The organism is Streptomyces sp. NPDC052052, assembly GCF_040680455.1.
Taxonomy (GTDB): Bacteria; Actinomycetota; Actinomycetes; order Streptomycetales; family Streptomycetaceae; genus Streptomyces.
In genome coordinates, this window is record NZ_JBFAWU010000007.1 from 1 (window position 1) to 17,341 (window position 17,341).

Here is a 17,341-nt window from a genome sequence, read left to right on the forward strand (position 1 = left end):
CACCCCTACCGCAGCCTGCCGAACGCACCGCGCCTGGTGGGCGCGCTGCTGGACGCGAAGGCGGTGCACGGCGGGCTCCGCGTGAGCGGATGCGGCTCGCTCCGCTCACCGCCAGGCGGCACGCGCTCCGCGCCCGCCGCCAACCGCAGGGCATCCGGCCCGCGTTGCGGGCCGGGGCCGGCCTTCGGCCGGCCCGGTAGCCTCCGCTGCGCTCCGGCCACCTGACCCCGCACCAACTGGTGCGGGGTCAACACCGCTACAAACAGACGTGCCGCGCTCCGCGCGGCCCGGGTGGCAGCAAGAGGGGCGGGTGGCTGACGGAGTGACGGGCCGAGCCGGAAAGCATGGGGGTCCGGTCCACCTTGCGGCAAGCGAGAACCTGGCGACAAGCCACCCCGACCTCCTGCTGAAACCCAGACCTACCAGCTCATCCACTGTGGCGCATATGGTCAACATCTCAACAGTCACCTGGAGGAACCAATGGGCGCTCTCATGTCTGCCCTGTTCCTGGGCACGTTCTTCCTCAACGGCCTCGCCCTCGCCACCAACTACCGCGGCTACGCCGCGTACATCCTGAACACCCACATGAACCCAGCCTTCTTCACTTCCCGTCACCTCCGCCGTCTACGGCGGCACGGCAAAGAACAACCGATGCTGGAGTTCCATACGGACACCCCGTACCGACTGCGCAACCTGCGCATCATGGGCGGCCTTCACGCAGCCTTCGGCTTCTCGGGCCTGGTAGCCATCGCTGTAACACTCACCATTCGCGCCTAACCGGACCACCTCAAACTACTGGGTTGGGATCCCTATGCTTCATTTTTACAGCCAGATAGACTCTGGATTTAGATAGCAGTACTGCTAGGGATCAGGTCCGGGGATTCGAATACCCTTCCCGCTACTGGGTCCGAGGCCATGCCCCGGACCCAGAGAGGCTCGCCGTAGCCAGTCACAAGCCGTCTACGTGCAAGTTTCCCGTTCTCTGCCCAGCTAAGAGCCCAGGACAAGGCAGGCGGATATGTCGACCACAAGCCGATCCGACCAGCGTGAGGCGGCGCAGCAGGAGGCCATTGATGCGGTTGTCCGTGCCCTCGAATTGCCTGCACGATCGCTCGCGACCGAGAGGGGGCTCCGGACTCAGGTGATCATGGCGACCGGGTCCGGCAAGACCCGGGTCGCGGCCCGCAGCGCAGGGAAGCTCCGTGCGGGCCGTGTGCTGGTGCTCGTCCCCTCGCTGGACCTGCTCACCCAGACCGAGGCCGCGTGGCGCGAGGCAGGCCGTACGGGCCCGATGATCGGGGTCTCGTCCCTGCGGGGCGAGGACGTGACCTTCCCCAACACCACGGGCGTGGAGGAGCTGGTCGACTGGGTGCGGCCGTTCGACAAGGTCACCGTGTTCGCCACGTACGCGTCCCTTGGGCTGGGCACTCTGGAGCGCGCGCACCAGGCCGGCCTTCCGGGCTGGGATCTGATCGTGGTCGATGAGGCGCACCGGACGTCGGGTCGGCTGGGCAAGCCGTGGGCGGTCGTTCACGACAACACCCGCATCCCGTCCCTGCGCCGCCTGTACATGACGGCCACGCCGCGGCTGTGGCAGTTGGATGAGGATGCCGAGGGTGCGCCGGGCGAGCTGGTGGCGAGCATGGAGGACGACCCGGACGGGCCGTTCGGTGCCCGCTGCTTCACGCTGACGCTGTCCGAGGCGATCGACCGGGGAATCTGTGCCCCCTACCAGGTGGTGTGCGTGGACATCACCGACACCCAGCTCCAGGCCGCGCAGCTCCTGGGCGCTGAGGGTCGCTCGGACGAGGTCCGCGGGGCACGGCTCGCCGCGCTCCAGACCGCCCTGCTCAAGGCGTCCTCGGAGGAAAACTTCCGGCGCACGCTCGCCTTCCACCACGTCGTGAAGGAGGCCGAGGCGTTCGCGGCCGGCCTTCCAGACGTTGCCGCGCAGCTGCACGCCGCCGCCCCCGAGCTGTACCCGCGCACGATCTGGGCGGACTGGCTGTGCGGCGAGCACAAGCCCAACCACCGGCGGCGGGTCCTCGGGGAGTTCGCAGCCGGGATCGCCACGGACGGCACCGTCGTGGAGAAGGGCTTCCTGGGCTCCGTGAAGGTGCTCGGGGAGGGCGTAGATACCCGGGAATGTGACTCCGTCTACTGGGCAGACGTCCGCGGCTCCATGCCCGACCTCGTCCAGGCCGTCGGCCGCGCGCTGCGGATGCATCCGGGTGAGGGCAAGGTGGCCAGCCTGGTCGTGCCGGTGTTGCTCGGGCCGGGCGAGACGGCGGACAACATGCTCACCTCCAGGGCGTTCGGCGGGTTGGCGAAGCTGCTGGAGGCGCTGAGGGCGCACGACGCCCGTGTGGTGGAGCAGTTGGCGCAGCAGCAGGCTCCGAGCGCCTACAAGCCCGTCCAGAAGGGTGCGCAGGGCCCGGAGAGCCGGGGCGAGGGGAACGGGTCCGGTGGGCCGTCGGCGCCGGCGCGGCAGCTGCTGAAGTTCTCGGTGCCGCGCGACCCTGCGCAGCTGGCCGCGTTCATCAACCTGCGGGTCCTCAACCCCGAGCACGAGCACTGGCGGCGCGGCATCGAGGCCGCGGTCATCTACGCCCGCGTGCACGGCGACCTGAAGGTGCCCTTCACCTACCGGGTGCCCGGCGGTGGCGACCAGGCGGTGGGGGGCGAGGGGTGGCCGGCCTCGCTGGCCAGGTTCCCGCTCGGGCAGTGGATCGCCGACAACCGGCGGTTTTACGCCCGCGGGGACTTGGACGAGGACCGCGTCGTGCAGCTGGAGAAGCTGGGCATGGTGTGGTCTCACTTCGACGTCGCGTGGGAGGAGGGTCTGTCCGCCGCGCGCGGGTGGGCGGCGGAGGCGGGCCACCTCCTGGCCCCACTGGATGCCACGCACCAGGGCTACCGGGTGGGGGTCTGGCTGAAGAACGCGCGGGCCGCCGCCCGGAAGGCGGCCGAGATCAAGCAGCGGCGTGCCGAGGGTCTGCCCGTGGAGTCGTCGGCCGGGGCGCTGTCGGACGAGCGGCGCGAGCAGTTGGAGGACATCGACCCGTCATGGTGCCCGGTCTGGCCGGTGGAGTGGCAGCGCGCCTTCCACCTCGTCCGGCTCCACCTGGAGGAGGTCGGCGGCGAGCTGCCGGCCGTGCCCGGCGACGTCGTGCACCAGGGTGAGGACCTCGGTCGGTGGGTGCGCTCGGTCCGGCTCGGCTGGGACAGCCTCACCACCGTGCAGCAGTGGATGTGTGAGCAGGTCCTCGGGATCGAGCCCGCCGGCGAGGACGAGAAGCCAGCCCCGCGCCGTACGCAGGCCGACAAGTGGGCGATGAACTACGAGGCCGCCAAGCAGTTCTACGAGCGCGAGGGACACCTGCGAGTGCCGCGCAAGCACGTCGAACGGATCGTTGTCGGCGAGGACCAGGAGGAGCGGGAGCTCCGGCTCGGTGCGTGGATCGGGAACCAGCGCAGCCGGTCCGCGACGCTGTCCCCGGAGCGAGTGGAGCAGCTGTCCGCGATCGGGATGCGGTGGTCGTGACGGTGGGCGGGAACGTCTTGGTGACGGTCTCCGTGGCGCTCGTGGTGGCTTACGTGAGGGCCTGGTGCGGCCGTGGCGGCGCGGTCCGTCAGGCCGTCGTCGTCCTGATGCTCACCCCCGCCACCGAGGCCCGGGTGCCGACGCCCGTACGCGCCCCGGACTGGGTTTCCATCCGCTCCCGGGGCGAGCGCGAGTAGAGGCAAGTCGCCGATTCCCTTACTGGCATTCGACGCACTTGACCTAACTCGAGAGAGCAAGGCTCGGACCCGCGTCCGGGCCTTCGTCATGTCTTGAGGTCTTTGCTCCCGGGTGCTGCTGTCCGGATCCCTGTTTCAGCCCGAGGGGGTGAAGAAGCCGTGTCCGGGAGGGCGAGGCGCAAGCACCCGATTCTTGCCACTGTCCGCCGCCGATCCGAACTGGCCCCGGGGGCAGTACCGATGACTACTCGCCAGGTACCCAGGGCAACACCCGCGCCGATCGCCGCTACGCTGAACATGCCACCCCGGGCCAGGGCCGAGACCCCACCGGGACGCTCTCAGGAAGAGAGCAGCAGGACCGCCGACCGCGAGGCGCGCACCGCCCCCACGCGGACGACACCCCCACAGGTGTCCGCCGTCTCTGCTCCTTCGCCTTCTAGGAGAGCCCCGATGCCTCGGGACCAGCACTCCCCCGCATCTGCACACCCTGATCCACCCAGCACGCCCGGGTCGAGGACCGCCGGGAAGTCAGTGCTCCTATCGCAGCGCACCGCGCTGATCCGCTTCATGGCCGTCGGCATCGGTATCGGCGTGCTCACGTTCCTCTCCGAAAAGTCCTGCCTCAAGGCAGTAATCGCCGGTGTCGCCGCTGCCGGGACCTGCACGGTAGGGCTGCACAACCTGATCGACTAACCGGCGGTGGGCCGAGCAGACCGCCCTGCCCGGCCCGCCGCTTCTCAGGTATCAGGCGGCGCTGAACTCGTGGGCGTGGCCACCGCGCCACTCCACCCACTGTGGGTCGTCCAGGATGGCCTCGGGGTCGGCAATGCCGGCGCCATCGAGGAATACAACCAGGTCCCGATCGCTATACGCGGTGCCGAGAATCTCGTCCCGGCCGTGGCTGCGCACGGTGACTCTCCGGCCGCCCGAAATGGAGGGGCGGTGCACGACGATCGGCGCGCTGGTCACGCCTCACAGCGTGCCCCAGACCGGCCCGAGGGGCGAGCCGGCCTCCGGGCGTCAGGCAGTGTCGCCGGTCCAATCCCAGCGGACCAGGTCGCCGGGGCGCGGGCGCGGGGGCGTACAGCGCCCAGCCGCCAACGCCGCACCAGCTCGGTGGAGAGCATGGCGCCGGTGTCAACATCATGCGGTGTCGTCCGGGGCAAGGTCGGGCGTGATGCCGCTTCCTGAAAACGGCCACCGGCCGTTCGGGGGTGACCCTCGATCTGCTCGATGGATCTCCCCACCCGCAGACCGTCTGACCTGCGGACGGACGCCACAAGCGAGGGGCGGCCCGACAGGCGGTCGTGAGTAGTTGGCGTACAAAAAATCCCGGTGAGATGATCTTGGTTTTCTGGAGAGGTCGCCCCTGCCGGAGCCGGGGTTGCCCGGTCGGCCGGAACGGCGAACAACCAGCAGCCGGGACTGGGAGGCTTGTATCAAGGGACATTCTGACGCCGTCCCCCTGACCCGAGAGTGAGCCTGATGCCTCCCACCCGTGCCCTGCTGCTGCCCATCGTGCCGGATGCCGTGGCCGGTCTCTTTGAGCTTGAGGGCCCGCTGTTCCTGACACTCCGAAACGCGCTGGTCCCGGGCGTCGCTGGGGTGCCGATCCCTGGAATCGTCATCGAGGACGTCTTCGAGGCGTACTTGCGGGTGCTCGACGCGTTCCCGGAGGGGCGCCGGAGTTCGTGGAGGAGACGGAGGACGAACTGCATGGGGTTCTGCTGCTTGTGGGCCCGGGCGGTGGGAACGTGGCGTACGTGGCCGAGCTCGAGGTGGCCGAAGCGGACCTCGCGCTGCTCGGCGCGTTCTCCGACGCGCTCGGCCGCGCGGCCGACCCTCGCCCCGGTTTAGGGTACAAGCCGCTGGCGGAGGCGCTGGCCAAGATCGGCCGGGAGTGCGACTACCAGTGGGTGCCCGACGGGGACGCAGCCACCATCGCCGACTGGGCACGGCGGGCGCTGTCGCCGGTCCTGTGCTCGCCCTTCGAAGGGCCGCACGGCGCCGCCAACCACGAGCTGCTCTCTGGGCTGCTGCGGGTCGCCGGAGACTGGGAGAACTACATCGAGGTGGACCAGGACGACGAAGCCGCGGTCGGGCGGGTAGCGGTGAGCATGCTGCGCTCGGCGACGGGCTCGGAGCGGCGCCGACGGTCTGATGGCCGCCGGTCTGCGGGCGGCTACGAGATGGACCGGGGGGAGCGCCCTCCCGACCGCCCCTCCCCAGTGCCCGTAAGTAGATGCCAGGATCGACGGGCGCTCCGTCAGCGGCGATCAGCTACGTATACCTTCTCGCCCAGCATGAGGGGAGCGTCGGCTGGTCCCTTGATATAGGGGCCGCGCCAGATGAGGCGGTGCTCCTGCGTGGACGGGTACCACTGGCGCACCTTATGCATGCGCACGGGCCACCGATGGTGATACGTCCGCACCTGCTGCTCCTGCCCCGTCTCCGCGATGCGCTGGGCCGGGACCTGCTGGGCCAGGCGCACCACCCTGATAGCGGGATCGTGCGGGTGCCCCGTTGTTCGGGGGCTGGCAGGTGCGCTGGCCGCGGAGGTCGTGGTGGTGACGCCTTGGGCGACGAGGCGCCAGAACGCGAACATGTAGCGACAGGCGAAGTCGTCGTCCGGGTCCTCCACGCGGCCGCCGGCCCACTCGCCGATGGTGGCGACCGGCTCGGCGCGCCAGGCAGATGCTTGAGTGAGCGCGGCCTGGAGCTCCTTGTGCTTTTCCGTCAGCAGCTCTGTTGATGCCTCGCTCGCTGTGGTGATGGCGTGGTCGCCGCGCATGCCATACATGCCGTCGGGCACCAGCCGGGGTAGAGGATGGCCGGAAGCACGGGCCTGGGCTACTGCGGCACGCCAGTCGTCGGGCTGGACGGGGCCGTCACGGTCCATGAACGTGCTGATGCGGACGCCTGGGTACTGAGCGGTGGGCAGTAGTTGGTGCTGAGTCGTGAACTGCCACCCGTAAGCGAGGGTGTCGGACTGCGAGCCGGTGCGGTTCACACACACCACGGGCTCGGGCAGCACGAGCAGGCCGGCGGGTGTCACGACGTCCCGGTCCCGGGAGAGTGTGGTGATGTCGCCGGGCTCCAACGTGGCGGCTGCCGCCATCACGGCCGCATGAGCGGAGGGTGAGATGACCATCAGCTCTGCTGACCGCAGGACACCCACGTCCTGCGCCAGCTGCCACTCGGCGGCCGCACCGGGCCCGGGAGGCCAGGGCGGTCGCATGCCGAGCTTGCCCAGAATCATCGAGCAGGCCAGCTCCCACTCGGAGCCTTCGGGCGCATCACTGTTGAGCAGCACGCGGTACATGTCGCTGAGCACGTTGTTGATGTTGGAGCTGACCATGGCACGCACCCACGGGTTGCCCGGCAGGAACCGTAGCGTCTTTGCCCGTATCGCTGCCGCCGTTACCGCAGCCCTGGCCGCCGTCCATTCGCTGTTCCGGTCCCGGTCGCGCTCCCTCTTACCCCGGCTCGCCCGCCCCACAGCCGCCCCCTCAGTTGATGTGGCCGAGAGCTACCCCAGCCCTCACACGCCGACACCTCACGCGCGATCGCGGCAGGGCTGCGGCGCTTCCCCCGCGGCATCGCCGATCTGCGAACCATCCTCGGCTGGGCCCTGCACCGGCTGTCCGACGACCGGATCGAGCTGCGCTCCCCCCGAGGCGGTGTCCATGTTGCCAGTCGGGGCACTTCTGGTTCTCGGCATGTCCGTGCCAGCCTGGGCGGACGGGCGACATGACCGGCTCTCAGACGGGGGAAGCGTGGCAGACATTGCGGTGCTGGTGAACAGTGTCTTCGACGGCCGGTTGAAGTGGCGCTCTCGTTATCTGATCCACAGGGCCCGCCGCCGTGGTCGGACTGGCCTGCTGATCCAGGTTGACCTGCGCGACCCTATCCGCAGCATGTCGCCCAAGTGGTGCTTGGTGTCCGTCAGGAAAGGTGACCGCATGCTCTGCAGCGTGGACCGGACCAACTTCAGAAAGGTTCGTTTCGTCCCGCTTCCCCCAGGCCCGCACTTGCTGCGGCTTGAGACCCTTCGGACCCGCAGGCGACGCTCCACACACGTCGAGCGGACCGTCGTGCTCGGTCAGGGAGACATTCTGCTGGTGACATGTGACCCGGTTCAACCGAACGTCTTTTACCGGCGCAGTCCCGAGGCCGACACCTGGAGTCTGCAGATCCTTCAGTAGCACCGCGCTGGCCGGATACGTCACACCCCCGTTGCCACCTGCCTCGACGGCCAGCCGCTGACGGGCGGCTGGCCGTCCCGCGTTCACGCGGCGGTGCCGTCTTTTCTCTTCGACATTCACGAGCCGACTGATCGACAACCGACTCCGGAACCGGTCGACAGTCGCTGTTCCTTGAGATGAACCAAGCCACGCGCTGGAGGTGACGCACAACTACCGCCCCCACAACGGGGAGAACCTGCAGGCGGTGCGCCGTTCATGTCCTCGGGCGGTGTCTTCAAGGTGAACACCACAACGCCGATCCTGCGGTTCACCGTGGACACCAATGGCGAGGGCCAGGTCACCGGTACCTACGAGATCACCGACACCGCCACCGGCGACGTGGTCACCACCCTCAGCGCGGCGGCGGTCGCGGCCAACAGCACCTCGCAGGTGAAGGTTCCCGCGGGCAAGCTCACCACGGGCCGGACCTACAGCTTCCGCACCACCTCCTACGACGGCAGCCACTATGCCAACGGCTGGTCCGGCCCTGTCCTGTTCACGGTCGGCACCTCCTGGACGCCCACGGCAGCGAGAACGCCCTGGGGCTGGCTGGCCAACACCTGCTCCGGCGCCGCCGACATCGCGGCCGCGGCCTCCTCGGGCTCCTCCTACGCGGCGATCTCGGTCACCGAGGAGAACGTCGTCTCGGTGCTCTGGGACGGGGCGAACGGTGCCATCGACGTCCAGAACGAGCTGATGCCCAACAAGCTCACGATCCCTGCGGCCGGTTCCGACGGCACCCAGGTCGGCGGAAACGTCGTCTACGCATCGACCGGCTCGGTGGACGCCGTCGTACAGCCCACGGTCGACGGTGGCTCCCGCACGCTGAACATCCTCAAGGACAGCTCTGCGCCGCACGACTACGAGACCAGCTTCGTCATTCCGGCCGGGATGAGCGCCGTGACGTATGAGGACGGCTCGGTCTCGCTGTACGCGGACGGCGACGAGGAGGCGGGGCAGGCACCCGTGGCGGAGGCCGCCGGCTTCTTCGACGCCCCCTGGGCAAAGGACGTCAACGGCAGCGACGTGGCCACCTGCTACCAGGTCGTGGGCGACAGGCTCGTCCAGCACGTGGAGTTCGACGCGAACAGCGCGTTCCCGATTGTGATCGGCCCTGCGTGGTGGTCCACCACGCAGAAGATCACCAGTGCGCCGCAGTAGTCGCCGGCTTCGTCTTCTCCCTCGCTCCGGTGGGCGGCTCCGCGCGCGTCCTGACGGCCGTCGAAATGGGAGGATCGGGGTCAAGAAGACCGCGAAGCTCATCCATACCTGTGCCGGGTACCGCACGCTGACGTCGGCGCACCGCAAGGCGGTCTCGGCTGTGCTGGGCATCAGCGCCATCAAGGCCGACTGCACGTTCTGACCCGGAGAACCCATTGATCGCCATCGCCGCAGTCCTCGCCGAGATCGTGTTGATCCTGGTGGATCGCAAGCGCGCATCGACCGCCACCGAGATTGAACACTTGGCTTATATGGCTGCAGGGCTGGGAGGGTGCGTGGCGGGTTGGCTGGTCTTCGGCCGACCCGGGAGCGACTGGAGCGACCTGTTCCTGCCCCTCTTCTTCGGAGTGATCGTCGCTTCCCAGGCCGCCGATGCGGCCCGGGGCCTTTCCGGGAAGGCATGGGTGGGCTGGGCGACGGTCTGTGGCGCCGGTGTGGCCTCCTCCACCTGGCTCCTGCCCGACCCGCTGCCCTTCATGTAACGCGCCCGTCGGGCAGGTGAGGGGAAACGGTCGGCTGCCGTAAGGGTGGCCGACCGCTGGGAAGGCACCGGCGCGAGGCGTGGGGCTGGTGGCGGTACGGGGCGTGCGGCGGTGCTCGCTGAGAGCACCGCTGCACGCGTGTGTGCGCTGGGCGGATCAGGGTGTTGCGGCACACGGCCTTTGGGTCGGCGTGATTCTCAGCCCGACGTGGGGCGGTGCTGATGCTCGCCGCCGGATGTCAGGTCGGCGGCAGTGGTGGCCGGGACTTGATGTCGACCGTGCGGCCGCGGTCGTCGCGGGTGGCGGTGTCGGAGCCGTTGTTCCCGATGTAGGCGCGACGGTCCTGGTAGAGGTCGGTGCGGGTGTCGCGGCCGATCCCGGTGTGGATGCGGACGGTGGCGCGGCCGGCGGGACGGACGTGGTCGAAGCGGTAGCGGTGGTGGTTCTCGTCGTGCAGTGTCCAGCCGTTCAGGTTCACCGGGTGGGAGATGTATTGGTGATCTGAATCCATTCGGCGTTCAGGGACCGGTGGGTGCGGTTGTCGTGGCCGGGGCTGTCAGCCTGCACGGCGCAGATCTCGACTCGCGGGTGCCGGTGGCGGTCGGTGTCGTGTGCGGAGGCCGGCAGGGCAGCGAGGGAGACGACATCCCCGGCAGCAAGGACGGTAGCCGCGATACGGCGGGCGGTTACGGCAGTCATGGGTGAAGCCCCGTCAAGAACATGCCCACCAGCCGATACAGGCGGGCGGGACGGTGCGGGATCCCGGCCTCTCACAGGACCGAGGAGCCACACTCCGGGCCCTCGTCGCAGCCAGCGACAGTCTCATCCCCACCGGTTACCGATTGCGGATATTTCCGTTACGGTCGCTTGTAGCGGACACCGGTACACGGTGCATGTGGCGTACTCGTCAACACCAACCACCCGCGGGGCCGGGACTTCGGGTTCCGGTCATGCATCGAGCAGCCGCAACACCGCGCTGCGGCTGATGGACACCACGAAGGCCCTCGCCAACCGGGCGCCGGCCCGGCCGGCGAGGGCGAGACCCACCGCGGCGAGAGTCGGCCGCAACCGCTCCGTCCACCTGCTGTGCCGCCGGGTCGGTCCCGGCAACTGCTCAGCGGACGTCCGCGCACACGAAGACTCCGGACAGAAGAACCGCCGAACTCGCACTTGCAGGACCACCAGACGTCCCCCACTCGGCACGTCCGCAGGAAACCGCAGGTAAGAGCTGCGCACCCGGGTCGGATCGCTCCCACAGTCCGGGCATGCCGCCCCGCTCGCGGTACTGCAGACGTCGATGCGTATCGCCTCGTGGCTCACGTCCAGCGGCCGCACCGAAACCATCCCGACCAGGGCCGGGACGGCCTCCGGGCTCCGGGCTCCAAGAACAAGCACCACGCCAAGCACCACGACGTCGGCAAAGCCGTGAAACGCGCCGAGTCGATCAGGGAACACCAAGCGCAGCGAGGTTAAAAGCCAAGCTAAGTCCACATCTCTATGACCCCACCGGGGCCCCACCGGCGGGGAGGCCGCGCTGCTCCGGCAGGGAACCGGGCTCTGGTGTCTCCCTGGCTGCCTTGAGCCAGGCCAGCAACTGCCGCAGGCGCAGCCGCCGAGGCGCATGGGTGCCCGGGTCGGTAATGAGTTTCTCGATATGGGCAGCGGCCTCGGCGTCCAGTCTCGCGGCCTGCATGTCGATGAGCAGGGAGAGTTCCGAGCCCTGAGGGGGATCTGGGAATCCGAGAGCGTATTTCCACAGGTGGAGGGCCGCGTCTCGTTCTCCCAGTGCCGCGAGCTCCGCGGCAACGTTGCACACCTCAGGCCAATTAGCCCAGGGATGGGTCAGCACGGTATCGATGACGTAGGGCACCGCCTCTCTGCCTTCCACGGAGAGCAGGACACGCAGGCCACGCAGTACGTCGGTCCCGGTGCCGGAAGGGAGTGCCACGAGCCGCCGAGCAAGCACGCGGGTCACCTCAAGGTGGTCCTCTTGCTGCGGCAGGACTTGCAGAACGCCCTGGAGCCAGTCGCTGTCGTCGGCCAGTGCCGGGGTGCAGTCCCAGATCTCCGTCAGGCGAGCTGCTGCATCGCTGTCTCTGGCCTTGAGCAGGATCCGCGTGGCCTGCTCATATGCGGCACGAGAGCTACAGGGTGTGCGCAGCGCGAGCTCGGCCATTTCTCCCGCTTCTGCGAGCGCCCCGCTGTCTAGGAGCGCCTCCGCCACAAGGGGCCGATCGTTTGGGACGAGCGACGTGCCACGGGAAATGCGTTCCATGACCCCGTCTACGGCAGGCAGCCCCTCTGCTTCCAGCCAGGTCTTGACAGCATGCCCCGCCCCAAATGTTCCCCAGCGACCGTTGCTTTGTACCTCGTGCGCCCAATCGGCAGCCCCCCGTACATCGCCGAGGTCGGCCAATGCCCGTTGGAGGGACGCCGGGACCCACAAATGGTGCCCAGCGTCTGCCCCGCTGCGTTCAAAAGCGGTCTGCAGCTCGGAGCGCGCCTCCTGCCCTTGTGCCTTCGCCCACAGGGTTGCCGCCCACTCCGTGGTGCGGTGGCCGGTGGCATGCGACCGGAGCAACATCAGGGCAACACGGGCAGCAGCCTGGATCTCGCCGAACTTCTCCAGTTCCTTGCCCACGGCCTTGTGGCTGGCCTGGTCGGTGGGCGGCCAGGCCAGCACTATTTCTGTCAGTTGCTGCGCCGCGCCGGGCATCACGGTGAGCCATGCCGCGACAGCCCGTTGCAGGGGATCCGGCCCAGCGGACGGGTCCTCCAGCACCTTGCGGGCGAGCCGAACAGTGTCCTCGCGCATCTCCATCTGCGCGAGGGCCTGGGCTGCACGCGACAGGTACCAGCTGTTCCAGGTCGGCTCCGCTGCCAGTTCCCAGGCTCGTCGGCGAACCAGCTCCCGCGCTCGGTCTCCGAGCGCGACGGCCACTCGTGCGGCCTTGCCGAGCCAGCCGGACACACCGCTCAGTACCTCCCCAAGGAGTTCCTCCGTAACGTCCGCAGGGCCGCGACGGCTGAATGCCTCAACCGCCAGCAGCCGTCGCCCGCCATCCAGAAACTCACTGCGCGCCAGGCGCTCCAGCCGGCCCAGCACACCGGGCTCCGCCCCAAGCGCACCCAGCGCCGCAAAGGCCTCTTCCTGATCCGGCTCGTCACGGGCGCAGCAGCCGATGCTCTCCAGGCGCTCGACCAGCAGCCGACGGTTCTCCTCGCCGAAGCGGACCCCTTCCGCGAGGAGCAAACCGGCCAGCAGGGGCCGTTCATGTCCGCCTGCCGCGCCGGTACGCAGTTGGTCGGCGATTCGGTCGGCATCGCACTCCTCCCGCTCCGCCCACAGACAGAGCACGAACATCGCCAGGGTCCGTTTGTCCTCGTTGAAGGAACGCAGGATCCAGGGCTCCAGGTCGGGGAAGTCGGGTCCGATGCGCTCCACATACGACCGGGCCGCGAAGAACTCGGCGAAAGAGTGGTGCAGGAAACGGTAGTCACCCTGCTCCTGCACTAGCGGCCCCGTCCCTTGCAGAAAGTCCCTGACGTCCGTCTGCCATCCCTCCAGGGCGAGGTGCTCGCGTCCGCGCTCCCGGATCCAGGCCAGCGCCGCCTCGAACAGCGAGTCCTCGCCTTCCAGTCGGTGCCGCCCGAGCACGCCGAGGAGCCGACGCTTCTCCCCGTCCAGCCAGAGGTGCATGGCCAGGCGTTCCGGCTCGGATTCGTAGCGTCGGCGCAGTTCTGCCCGGCCTCCATCGCGTCGTGTGAGCAGGTGCTCGAAGAAGCGCTGGTAGAGACTGAGCCGGCTGGTCGGGAGCGGGTTCGTGGGGTCTACGGTGGCATTCACCGCGGCGATGGTGGCCAGCAGCGGATTGTGGACCAGCTCCTGGAGCCGGCCGTCCTCCACCTCCTCGAGAAAACGTTCGGCGGCGGCCCGTGCCAACACCTTGTCCTCGTACTGTGCCTCGAACCACTTGCCAGCGAAGTCCTTCAGCTCCCCAGTGCCAAAGGGCTCCATGGTGTACTCGCCCACCGATGACCCACGCAGCGGAGCGAGCTCGCCATCGGGCAGCGGGCGACTGGTGATCACGAAGCGGTAGTCCCCATCCGTGCGGGTGTGCAGCGCGATCATCCTGATCACCTCAGCGCGCGACGCCCGGTCGGCGACCTCGTCCAGGCCGTCCACCAGAACCATCCAGCGCGCTCCTTGCACGCGGCCGCGGAAGAGCCCGGGGTCCGGGTCGGCGATCAGGCTATGTCCCAGGCTGCGGCGCGCGGCCCGTCCCAATGTGGCGCTCCACGAGCCCGTCTCGCCCAGGAGGGTACGCGCGGCAACCTTGATCGGGAGCAGAGGCTCGTCGACCGGCGCCTCGAGACTGGTGTCCTCCCGCAGCCAGATACGGGAAAGGGACCAGGCTAGGTGGCTAGACAGCGTGGACTTGCCGGCGCCGGGCTCGCCAGTGATCAGTAGATGCTGGTGGCGGGCTAGCGCCATCGGCACCGGCAGCTGGCTTTCGGTGCGCTGAGTGTCGTCGTGGCGCAAGGTGGCCGCGGGCGCACCGGGCGCTTCGCCCGACGACGTTTCCTTACGAGTCAGGCCGTTCCCCACCGTGTCGGGTACCCGGATCTGCTGCGTAAACAGTGGACAGCGGGGGCTCTGTAACGCCCAACATGTCGTAGGGCAACCGTTCCACCGCCTTGGCCTGGGCCTCCAGCAAGTTGCGCACCATAAGTGACGGCAGCGGCATTTCGGTCCACGAGGACAGCCTTGCGGTCTGCGCCTGCTCGGCCGCGCTCGCGGCACGGTCCATGGCCTCCTTGGCCCGGGTCCAGGCCGGCATGACGTTGGAAGGATCACGTCCCAGGGCCACGGCTAAGGACCGGATGACCTCCGGTTTCACCATCCTGGTGGCGTTGCAGACCCCATAGACGACGTTCTTGTGGGCGATCTCCGCCCGCACCACTGCGTTGAGGCTCTCATAACCGGCGTCTGTCACAGCCTGGCGGAACCATGCTGCCAGTTCCTCGAGTTCCGGATATCGCTGCTGGTCGCCTTTCGGCGGACGTCCCCCGACCATCGTTCCCCCGTGTCGCCGACTGCCTCATAGTTTCCCGGAGTTTCTCAAAACTAGAGGGAAACTTCTCGCAGCTCTCAGGGTTGGGGCACGCCCGTTCACCGCCCCACCTTGGCAAGGAGAATCCCATGACGCAGTTCACAGCCGTCGATCCCGTTCTCGCAGCCCTTCTCATGGCCGTCGCGGTCGCCGCCGGACTGCTTCGCGCCTGGATCACTCACCGCACCGCTGTCAGGACGGAGGAGGAGCACACGCAGCGCACACGGATCGCCGTAGAGGGTTCGGCACCGGCGCACAGGGCGGCTGTGGTACGAGCATGCGCGGACCTGGAGGCGGCCTCACGGGCCCGGTCGAAGTCCATGCGAGGGCTTGCCCCGCGCCGGGGGTGCAACTAGCGGAGGAAGTACCGGTGGGTGAGCGATGCCGCGCCGGGACTGCATCAGCACCTGACCACCGGCCGCTCCAAGGCAAACAGCAAGCAGCTGCGCGTGGTGGAAAAAAAACAGCGCTCCCACGCGCGTCACTGCGTCCGGCGCCGTCAGCGGCAACACCCGCGTGAGCCTCCGAGCACCAGGCCAACGCTTGGCCACCGCGGCCGGGCTTGACCATCCGGCCCGGCCGCTTCCGCCGCTCAGTGGTCAGGCGGCGCTGAACTCGTGGGCGTGGCCGCCGCGCCACTCCCCCACTGCGGGTCATCCAGGATGTCCTCGGGTTCGTCGACGCCGGTGCCCTCGCAAAACACGACCAAGTCGTGGTCGCTGTATACGGTGCCGAGGATCTCGTCCCGGCCGCTGCTGTACACAGTGACTCCCCGGCCACCCGTACGGGAGCGCCGGTGCACGACGATCGGCGCGCTGGTCACGCCTCCCAGCGCGCCCCAATCCAGCTCGAGAGGCGAGTCGGCCCCGAGGCTCCCGTCGCGTCACCTGCGGAAGCGGGAGATCCACGTTCCGCCGCCCTTCCGCTCGGGCACGGCCTGGCCCTGCTCCTGGTGCTACTGCTGGTGCTGGTGCTGGTCCGGCCAGGCTTGCTGTAGATCGGTCACGAACCGCCGATCGCATTCCCCGCACAAAGTCGGGTCGGGCTCCGGCAAAGCACCCCCTGCCAACGCGCTCGATCGACTCCCACCATGCGTTCGTGAACCCGCCACCACACTCGGTACAGACGAGACAGCGCACCTCCCACTCGGCTGCCTTCTTCACGGCCTGCTCCTGCGCCACACCCCGCACCCCGCACCCCGCACCCTGCACCTATACCTTGCACTCCTCCCGAACACCCGCGATCTCTTCCCCGCCGCGGACATCAACGGCCCCACGGCGGAGCTTGCCGATCGCCTGCCACAGGGGCTCCATGTGGTCGCGGCCGAAGCGGAGGAACACCGGGCCTGTCGGGCCGTGCTCGCTCAGGTTCTTCAGCCCGGCCACGCCACCAAAACCCCCACCACGGGCGAAGAGACGGCAGACGAGTTCAAACGACAGCACAGGACTCCCCGCAAGCCCCCTCGGACCTTGACCCCGATTCCCGGACACGGGTTACGCGGCTGGTGTGAGCATAGTTGCCGAAGAGTGCGCCGCAGCAGTTCCACATCCGCGGACGGAACTGGCACTACGCCCAACACCAGCTCCGGCAGGCGGCGCACCGGCCCGGGCAGTGCCCCGTCCGCAAGAAGCGCGCCCGGGTACACGGTCGCGACACCCGACTCCGCTGAAGAGCCCAGTCTGATCAGATACAGCCGGATACCGCTCGGAGCAAAAGAAGCCTCCACGACGAAGGAGACACCGTCACTCCCGCTCCCTTGAGCGCTTCCACGATCCGGCCCACCGCGTCGAACTGCTCCTGGTTGTCGGAGACCTGTGAGGCACGCCCCGACTGCGGAGGCCGGTACGGCAGCGGAACACTCCATGCTCCGGGACTGATCTGCCCCGCTACATGCCCGCCGGGGGCGGTGAGCGTTTCTGTGTGGGTGACGTACAACAGGCGCAGCAGGGGTTGCCAGGTGGTGAAGTCATGAAGCGCGGGCACGAGCAGAGCTCCTGAGTACGTGTTCGGCGATTGATGAATTATCGGTGGGGGCGCCGACATCACGAGGCGCAGGCCGGGGCGGCGGCGGCTGCGGCTGCGGCTGCGGCTGCGGCTGCGGCTGCGGCTGCGGGGAATTACGCTTGCCGAAAACCTCATCCGCCCTGTTCAGGCGGCATGTTGGTACTCGTGACTCCCCCATCTGACACGCCTGACTCTGTCGGACTGCTTAGGGCCCATCGACCTGGCACTGCTCGCAGCCCTGGACAACCTCACCGTTCGCAGCGGTGCCTCGTTATGTTTTTCGCGGTCCTGCAAGAGGGCCGTCGGCCTCCGGGCCCGGCATGACGGTGTCCCCCTGTCGAAGGCATGACCTGGGGGTGGTGTCACCGGGCCCGAGGGCCGCCGGAGACGCTGATGAGAGATCCGGCCACCGTCCGGCCCGGCGCAACGCCGGGCAACTCGCGGGCGGCAGTTCTGCATAACGTGGATGCGCGCGTACGACACCGACGCCGCGTCGTCGACGGGACCGGCAAGGTGCGCGCTGGAGCCGATGTTG

The 17,341-nt window shown here is 68.6% G+C and carries 18 protein-coding genes and 3 pseudogenes; 11 read left to right on the plus strand and 10 right to left on the minus strand.

Translation table 11 applies throughout. The features are described from left to right. The 5 genes and pseudogenes from AB0L71_RS10175 to AB0L71_RS10195 all read left to right on the plus strand — a co-directional run. A pseudogene (locus AB0L71_RS10175) lies at positions 1-225 on the plus strand (ABC transporter ATP-binding protein); the annotation flags it as partial. A 267-nt stretch (positions 226-492) separates the two neighbouring features. After that, a complete protein-coding gene (locus AB0L71_RS10180) occupies positions 493-777 on the plus strand; it encodes a hypothetical protein (RefSeq protein WP_365240385.1) in 285 nt (94 codons plus the stop codon). A 241-nt stretch (positions 778-1,018) separates the two neighbouring features. Beyond that, entirely contained in the window at positions 1,019-3,544 is a 2,526-nt protein-coding gene (locus tag AB0L71_RS10185; RefSeq protein WP_365240387.1) for a Helicase associated domain protein, read from the plus strand. Positions 3,545-3,564: 20 nt separating this feature from the next. Then, positions 3,565-3,741, plus strand: coding sequence for a hypothetical protein (locus AB0L71_RS10190; protein WP_365240389.1), 177 nt, complete (start codon positions 3,565-3,567; stop codon positions 3,739-3,741). A 531-nt stretch (positions 3,742-4,272) separates the two neighbouring features. Further along, the gene (locus AB0L71_RS10195) at positions 4,273-4,434 is read left to right on the plus strand and encodes a hypothetical protein (protein ID WP_365240392.1); all 162 of its coding nucleotides are present in this window, start codon (positions 4,273-4,275) and stop codon (positions 4,432-4,434) included. 51 nt (positions 4,435-4,485) lie between these two features. On the opposite strand, the gene AB0L71_RS10200 is transcribed toward AB0L71_RS10195, so the two are convergent. Beyond that, a complete protein-coding gene (locus tag AB0L71_RS10200) occupies positions 4,486-4,710 on the minus strand; it encodes a hypothetical protein (protein WP_365240394.1) in 225 nt (74 codons plus the stop codon). Between the two features lie 722 nt (positions 4,711-5,432). Between AB0L71_RS10200 and AB0L71_RS10205 the strand changes: the two genes are divergently transcribed. Then, entirely contained in the window at positions 5,433-6,077 is a 645-nt protein-coding gene (locus tag AB0L71_RS10205; protein ID WP_365240396.1) for a hypothetical protein, read from the plus strand. Here the strand turns inward: AB0L71_RS10205 and AB0L71_RS10210 are convergent. Further along, positions 6,008-7,099 carry a hypothetical protein gene (locus tag AB0L71_RS10210; RefSeq protein ID WP_365240398.1) on the minus strand — a complete coding sequence of 364 codons (1,092 nt, stop codon included), beginning with the start codon at positions 7,097-7,099 and terminating at the stop codon, positions 6,008-6,010. The genes AB0L71_RS10205 and AB0L71_RS10210 overlap by 70 nt on opposite strands. Before the next feature lie 418 nt (positions 7,100-7,517). Between AB0L71_RS10210 and AB0L71_RS10215 the strand changes: the two genes are divergently transcribed. The 3 genes from AB0L71_RS10215 (at position 7,518) to AB0L71_RS10225 (ending at position 9,688) form a co-directional block, all read left to right on the plus strand. Beyond that, the gene (locus AB0L71_RS10215) at positions 7,518-7,946 is read left to right on the plus strand and encodes a hypothetical protein (protein ID WP_365240400.1); all 429 of its coding nucleotides are present in this window, start codon (positions 7,518-7,520) and stop codon (positions 7,944-7,946) included. Positions 7,947-8,201: 255 nt separating this feature from the next. Continuing rightward, positions 8,202-9,146, plus strand: a complete 945-nt coding sequence (locus tag AB0L71_RS10220; protein ID WP_365240402.1) for a hypothetical protein — start codon at positions 8,202-8,204, stop codon at positions 9,144-9,146. 215 nt (positions 9,147-9,361) lie between these two features. Beyond that, positions 9,362-9,688 (plus strand): hypothetical protein, encoded by a 327-nt coding sequence (locus AB0L71_RS10225; protein WP_365240404.1) that lies wholly within the window; start codon positions 9,362-9,364, stop codon positions 9,686-9,688. A 238-nt stretch (positions 9,689-9,926) separates the two neighbouring features. Here AB0L71_RS10225 and AB0L71_RS10230 read toward each other — a convergent pair whose 3' ends face one another. The 3 genes and pseudogenes from AB0L71_RS10230 to AB0L71_RS10240 all read right to left on the minus strand — a co-directional run. After that, complete coding sequence (locus tag AB0L71_RS10230; RefSeq protein WP_365240406.1) at positions 9,927-10,166, minus strand: lamin tail domain-containing protein; 240 nt, start codon at positions 10,164-10,166, stop codon at positions 9,927-9,929. Further along, positions 10,163-10,387 (minus strand): hypothetical protein, encoded by a 225-nt coding sequence (locus AB0L71_RS10235; protein WP_365240409.1) that lies wholly within the window; start codon positions 10,385-10,387, stop codon positions 10,163-10,165. Before AB0L71_RS10235 ends, AB0L71_RS10230 begins: the two co-directional genes overlap by 4 nt. A gap of 453 nt (positions 10,388-10,840) precedes the next feature. Further along, positions 10,841-11,032, minus strand: a pseudogene (locus AB0L71_RS10240) (transposase family protein); the annotation flags it as partial. Here AB0L71_RS10240 and AB0L71_RS10245 point away from each other — a divergent pair. Continuing rightward, positions 11,011-11,161, plus strand: a pseudogene (locus AB0L71_RS10245) (transposase); the annotation flags it as partial. The pseudogenes AB0L71_RS10240 and AB0L71_RS10245 overlap by 22 nt on opposite strands. Positions 11,162-11,183: 22 nt before the next feature. Here AB0L71_RS10245 and AB0L71_RS10250 read toward each other — a convergent pair. Continuing rightward, the gene (locus AB0L71_RS10250; RefSeq protein ID WP_365240411.1) at positions 11,184-14,297 is read right to left on the minus strand and encodes a hypothetical protein; all 3,114 of its coding nucleotides are present in this window, start codon (positions 14,295-14,297) and stop codon (positions 11,184-11,186) included. Next, complete coding sequence (locus tag AB0L71_RS10255) at positions 14,275-14,766, minus strand: hypothetical protein (RefSeq protein ID WP_365240413.1); 492 nt, start codon at positions 14,764-14,766, stop codon at positions 14,275-14,277. Before AB0L71_RS10255 ends, AB0L71_RS10250 begins: the two co-directional genes overlap by 23 nt. A gap of 125 nt (positions 14,767-14,891) precedes the next feature. On the opposite strand from AB0L71_RS10255, the gene AB0L71_RS10260 reads away from it, so the two are divergent. Then, complete coding sequence (locus AB0L71_RS10260) at positions 14,892-15,158, plus strand: hypothetical protein (protein ID WP_365240415.1); 267 nt, start codon at positions 14,892-14,894, stop codon at positions 15,156-15,158. A gap of 236 nt (positions 15,159-15,394) precedes the next feature. Here the strand turns inward: AB0L71_RS10260 and AB0L71_RS10265 are convergent, their stop codons facing one another. From AB0L71_RS10265 to AB0L71_RS10275, 3 genes are all read right to left on the minus strand, one after another. Continuing rightward, positions 15,395-15,625, minus strand: a complete 231-nt coding sequence (locus tag AB0L71_RS10265) for a hypothetical protein (protein ID WP_365240417.1) — start codon at positions 15,623-15,625, stop codon at positions 15,395-15,397. Between the two features lie 388 nt (positions 15,626-16,013). Continuing rightward, the gene (locus tag AB0L71_RS10270) at positions 16,014-16,244 is read right to left on the minus strand and encodes a hypothetical protein (RefSeq protein ID WP_365240419.1); all 231 of its coding nucleotides are present in this window, start codon (positions 16,242-16,244) and stop codon (positions 16,014-16,016) included. 241 nt (positions 16,245-16,485) lie between these two features. Beyond that, positions 16,486-16,785 (minus strand): hypothetical protein, encoded by a 300-nt coding sequence (locus tag AB0L71_RS10275; RefSeq protein ID WP_365240421.1) that lies wholly within the window; start codon positions 16,783-16,785, stop codon positions 16,486-16,488. Positions 16,786-17,341 lie beyond the last annotated feature (556 nt).

Bases quoted from the DNA above. Each gene is read 5' to 3' on its own strand.
- AB0L71_RS10180 (WP_365240385.1), top strand. From the start codon at position 493: ATGTCTGCCCTGTTCCTGGGCACGTTCTTCCTCAACGGCCTCGCCCTC.
- AB0L71_RS10185 (WP_365240387.1), top strand. From the start codon at position 1,019: ATGTCGACCACAAGCCGATCCGACCAGCGTGAGGCGGCGCAGCAGGAG.
- AB0L71_RS10210 (WP_365240398.1), bottom strand. From the start codon at position 7,099: ATGGTCAGCTCCAACATCAACAACGTGCTCAGCGACATGTACCGCGTG.
- AB0L71_RS10220 (WP_365240402.1), top strand. From the start codon at position 8,202: ATGTCCTCGGGCGGTGTCTTCAAGGTGAACACCACAACGCCGATCCTG.
- AB0L71_RS10235 (WP_365240409.1), bottom strand. From the start codon at position 10,387: ATGACTGCCGTAACCGCCCGCCGTATCGCGGCTACCGTCCTTGCTGCC.
- AB0L71_RS10255 (WP_365240413.1), bottom strand. From the start codon at position 14,766: ATGGTCGGGGGACGTCCGCCGAAAGGCGACCAGCAGCGATATCCGGAA.
- AB0L71_RS10260 (WP_365240415.1), top strand. From the start codon at position 14,892: ATGACGCAGTTCACAGCCGTCGATCCCGTTCTCGCAGCCCTTCTCATG.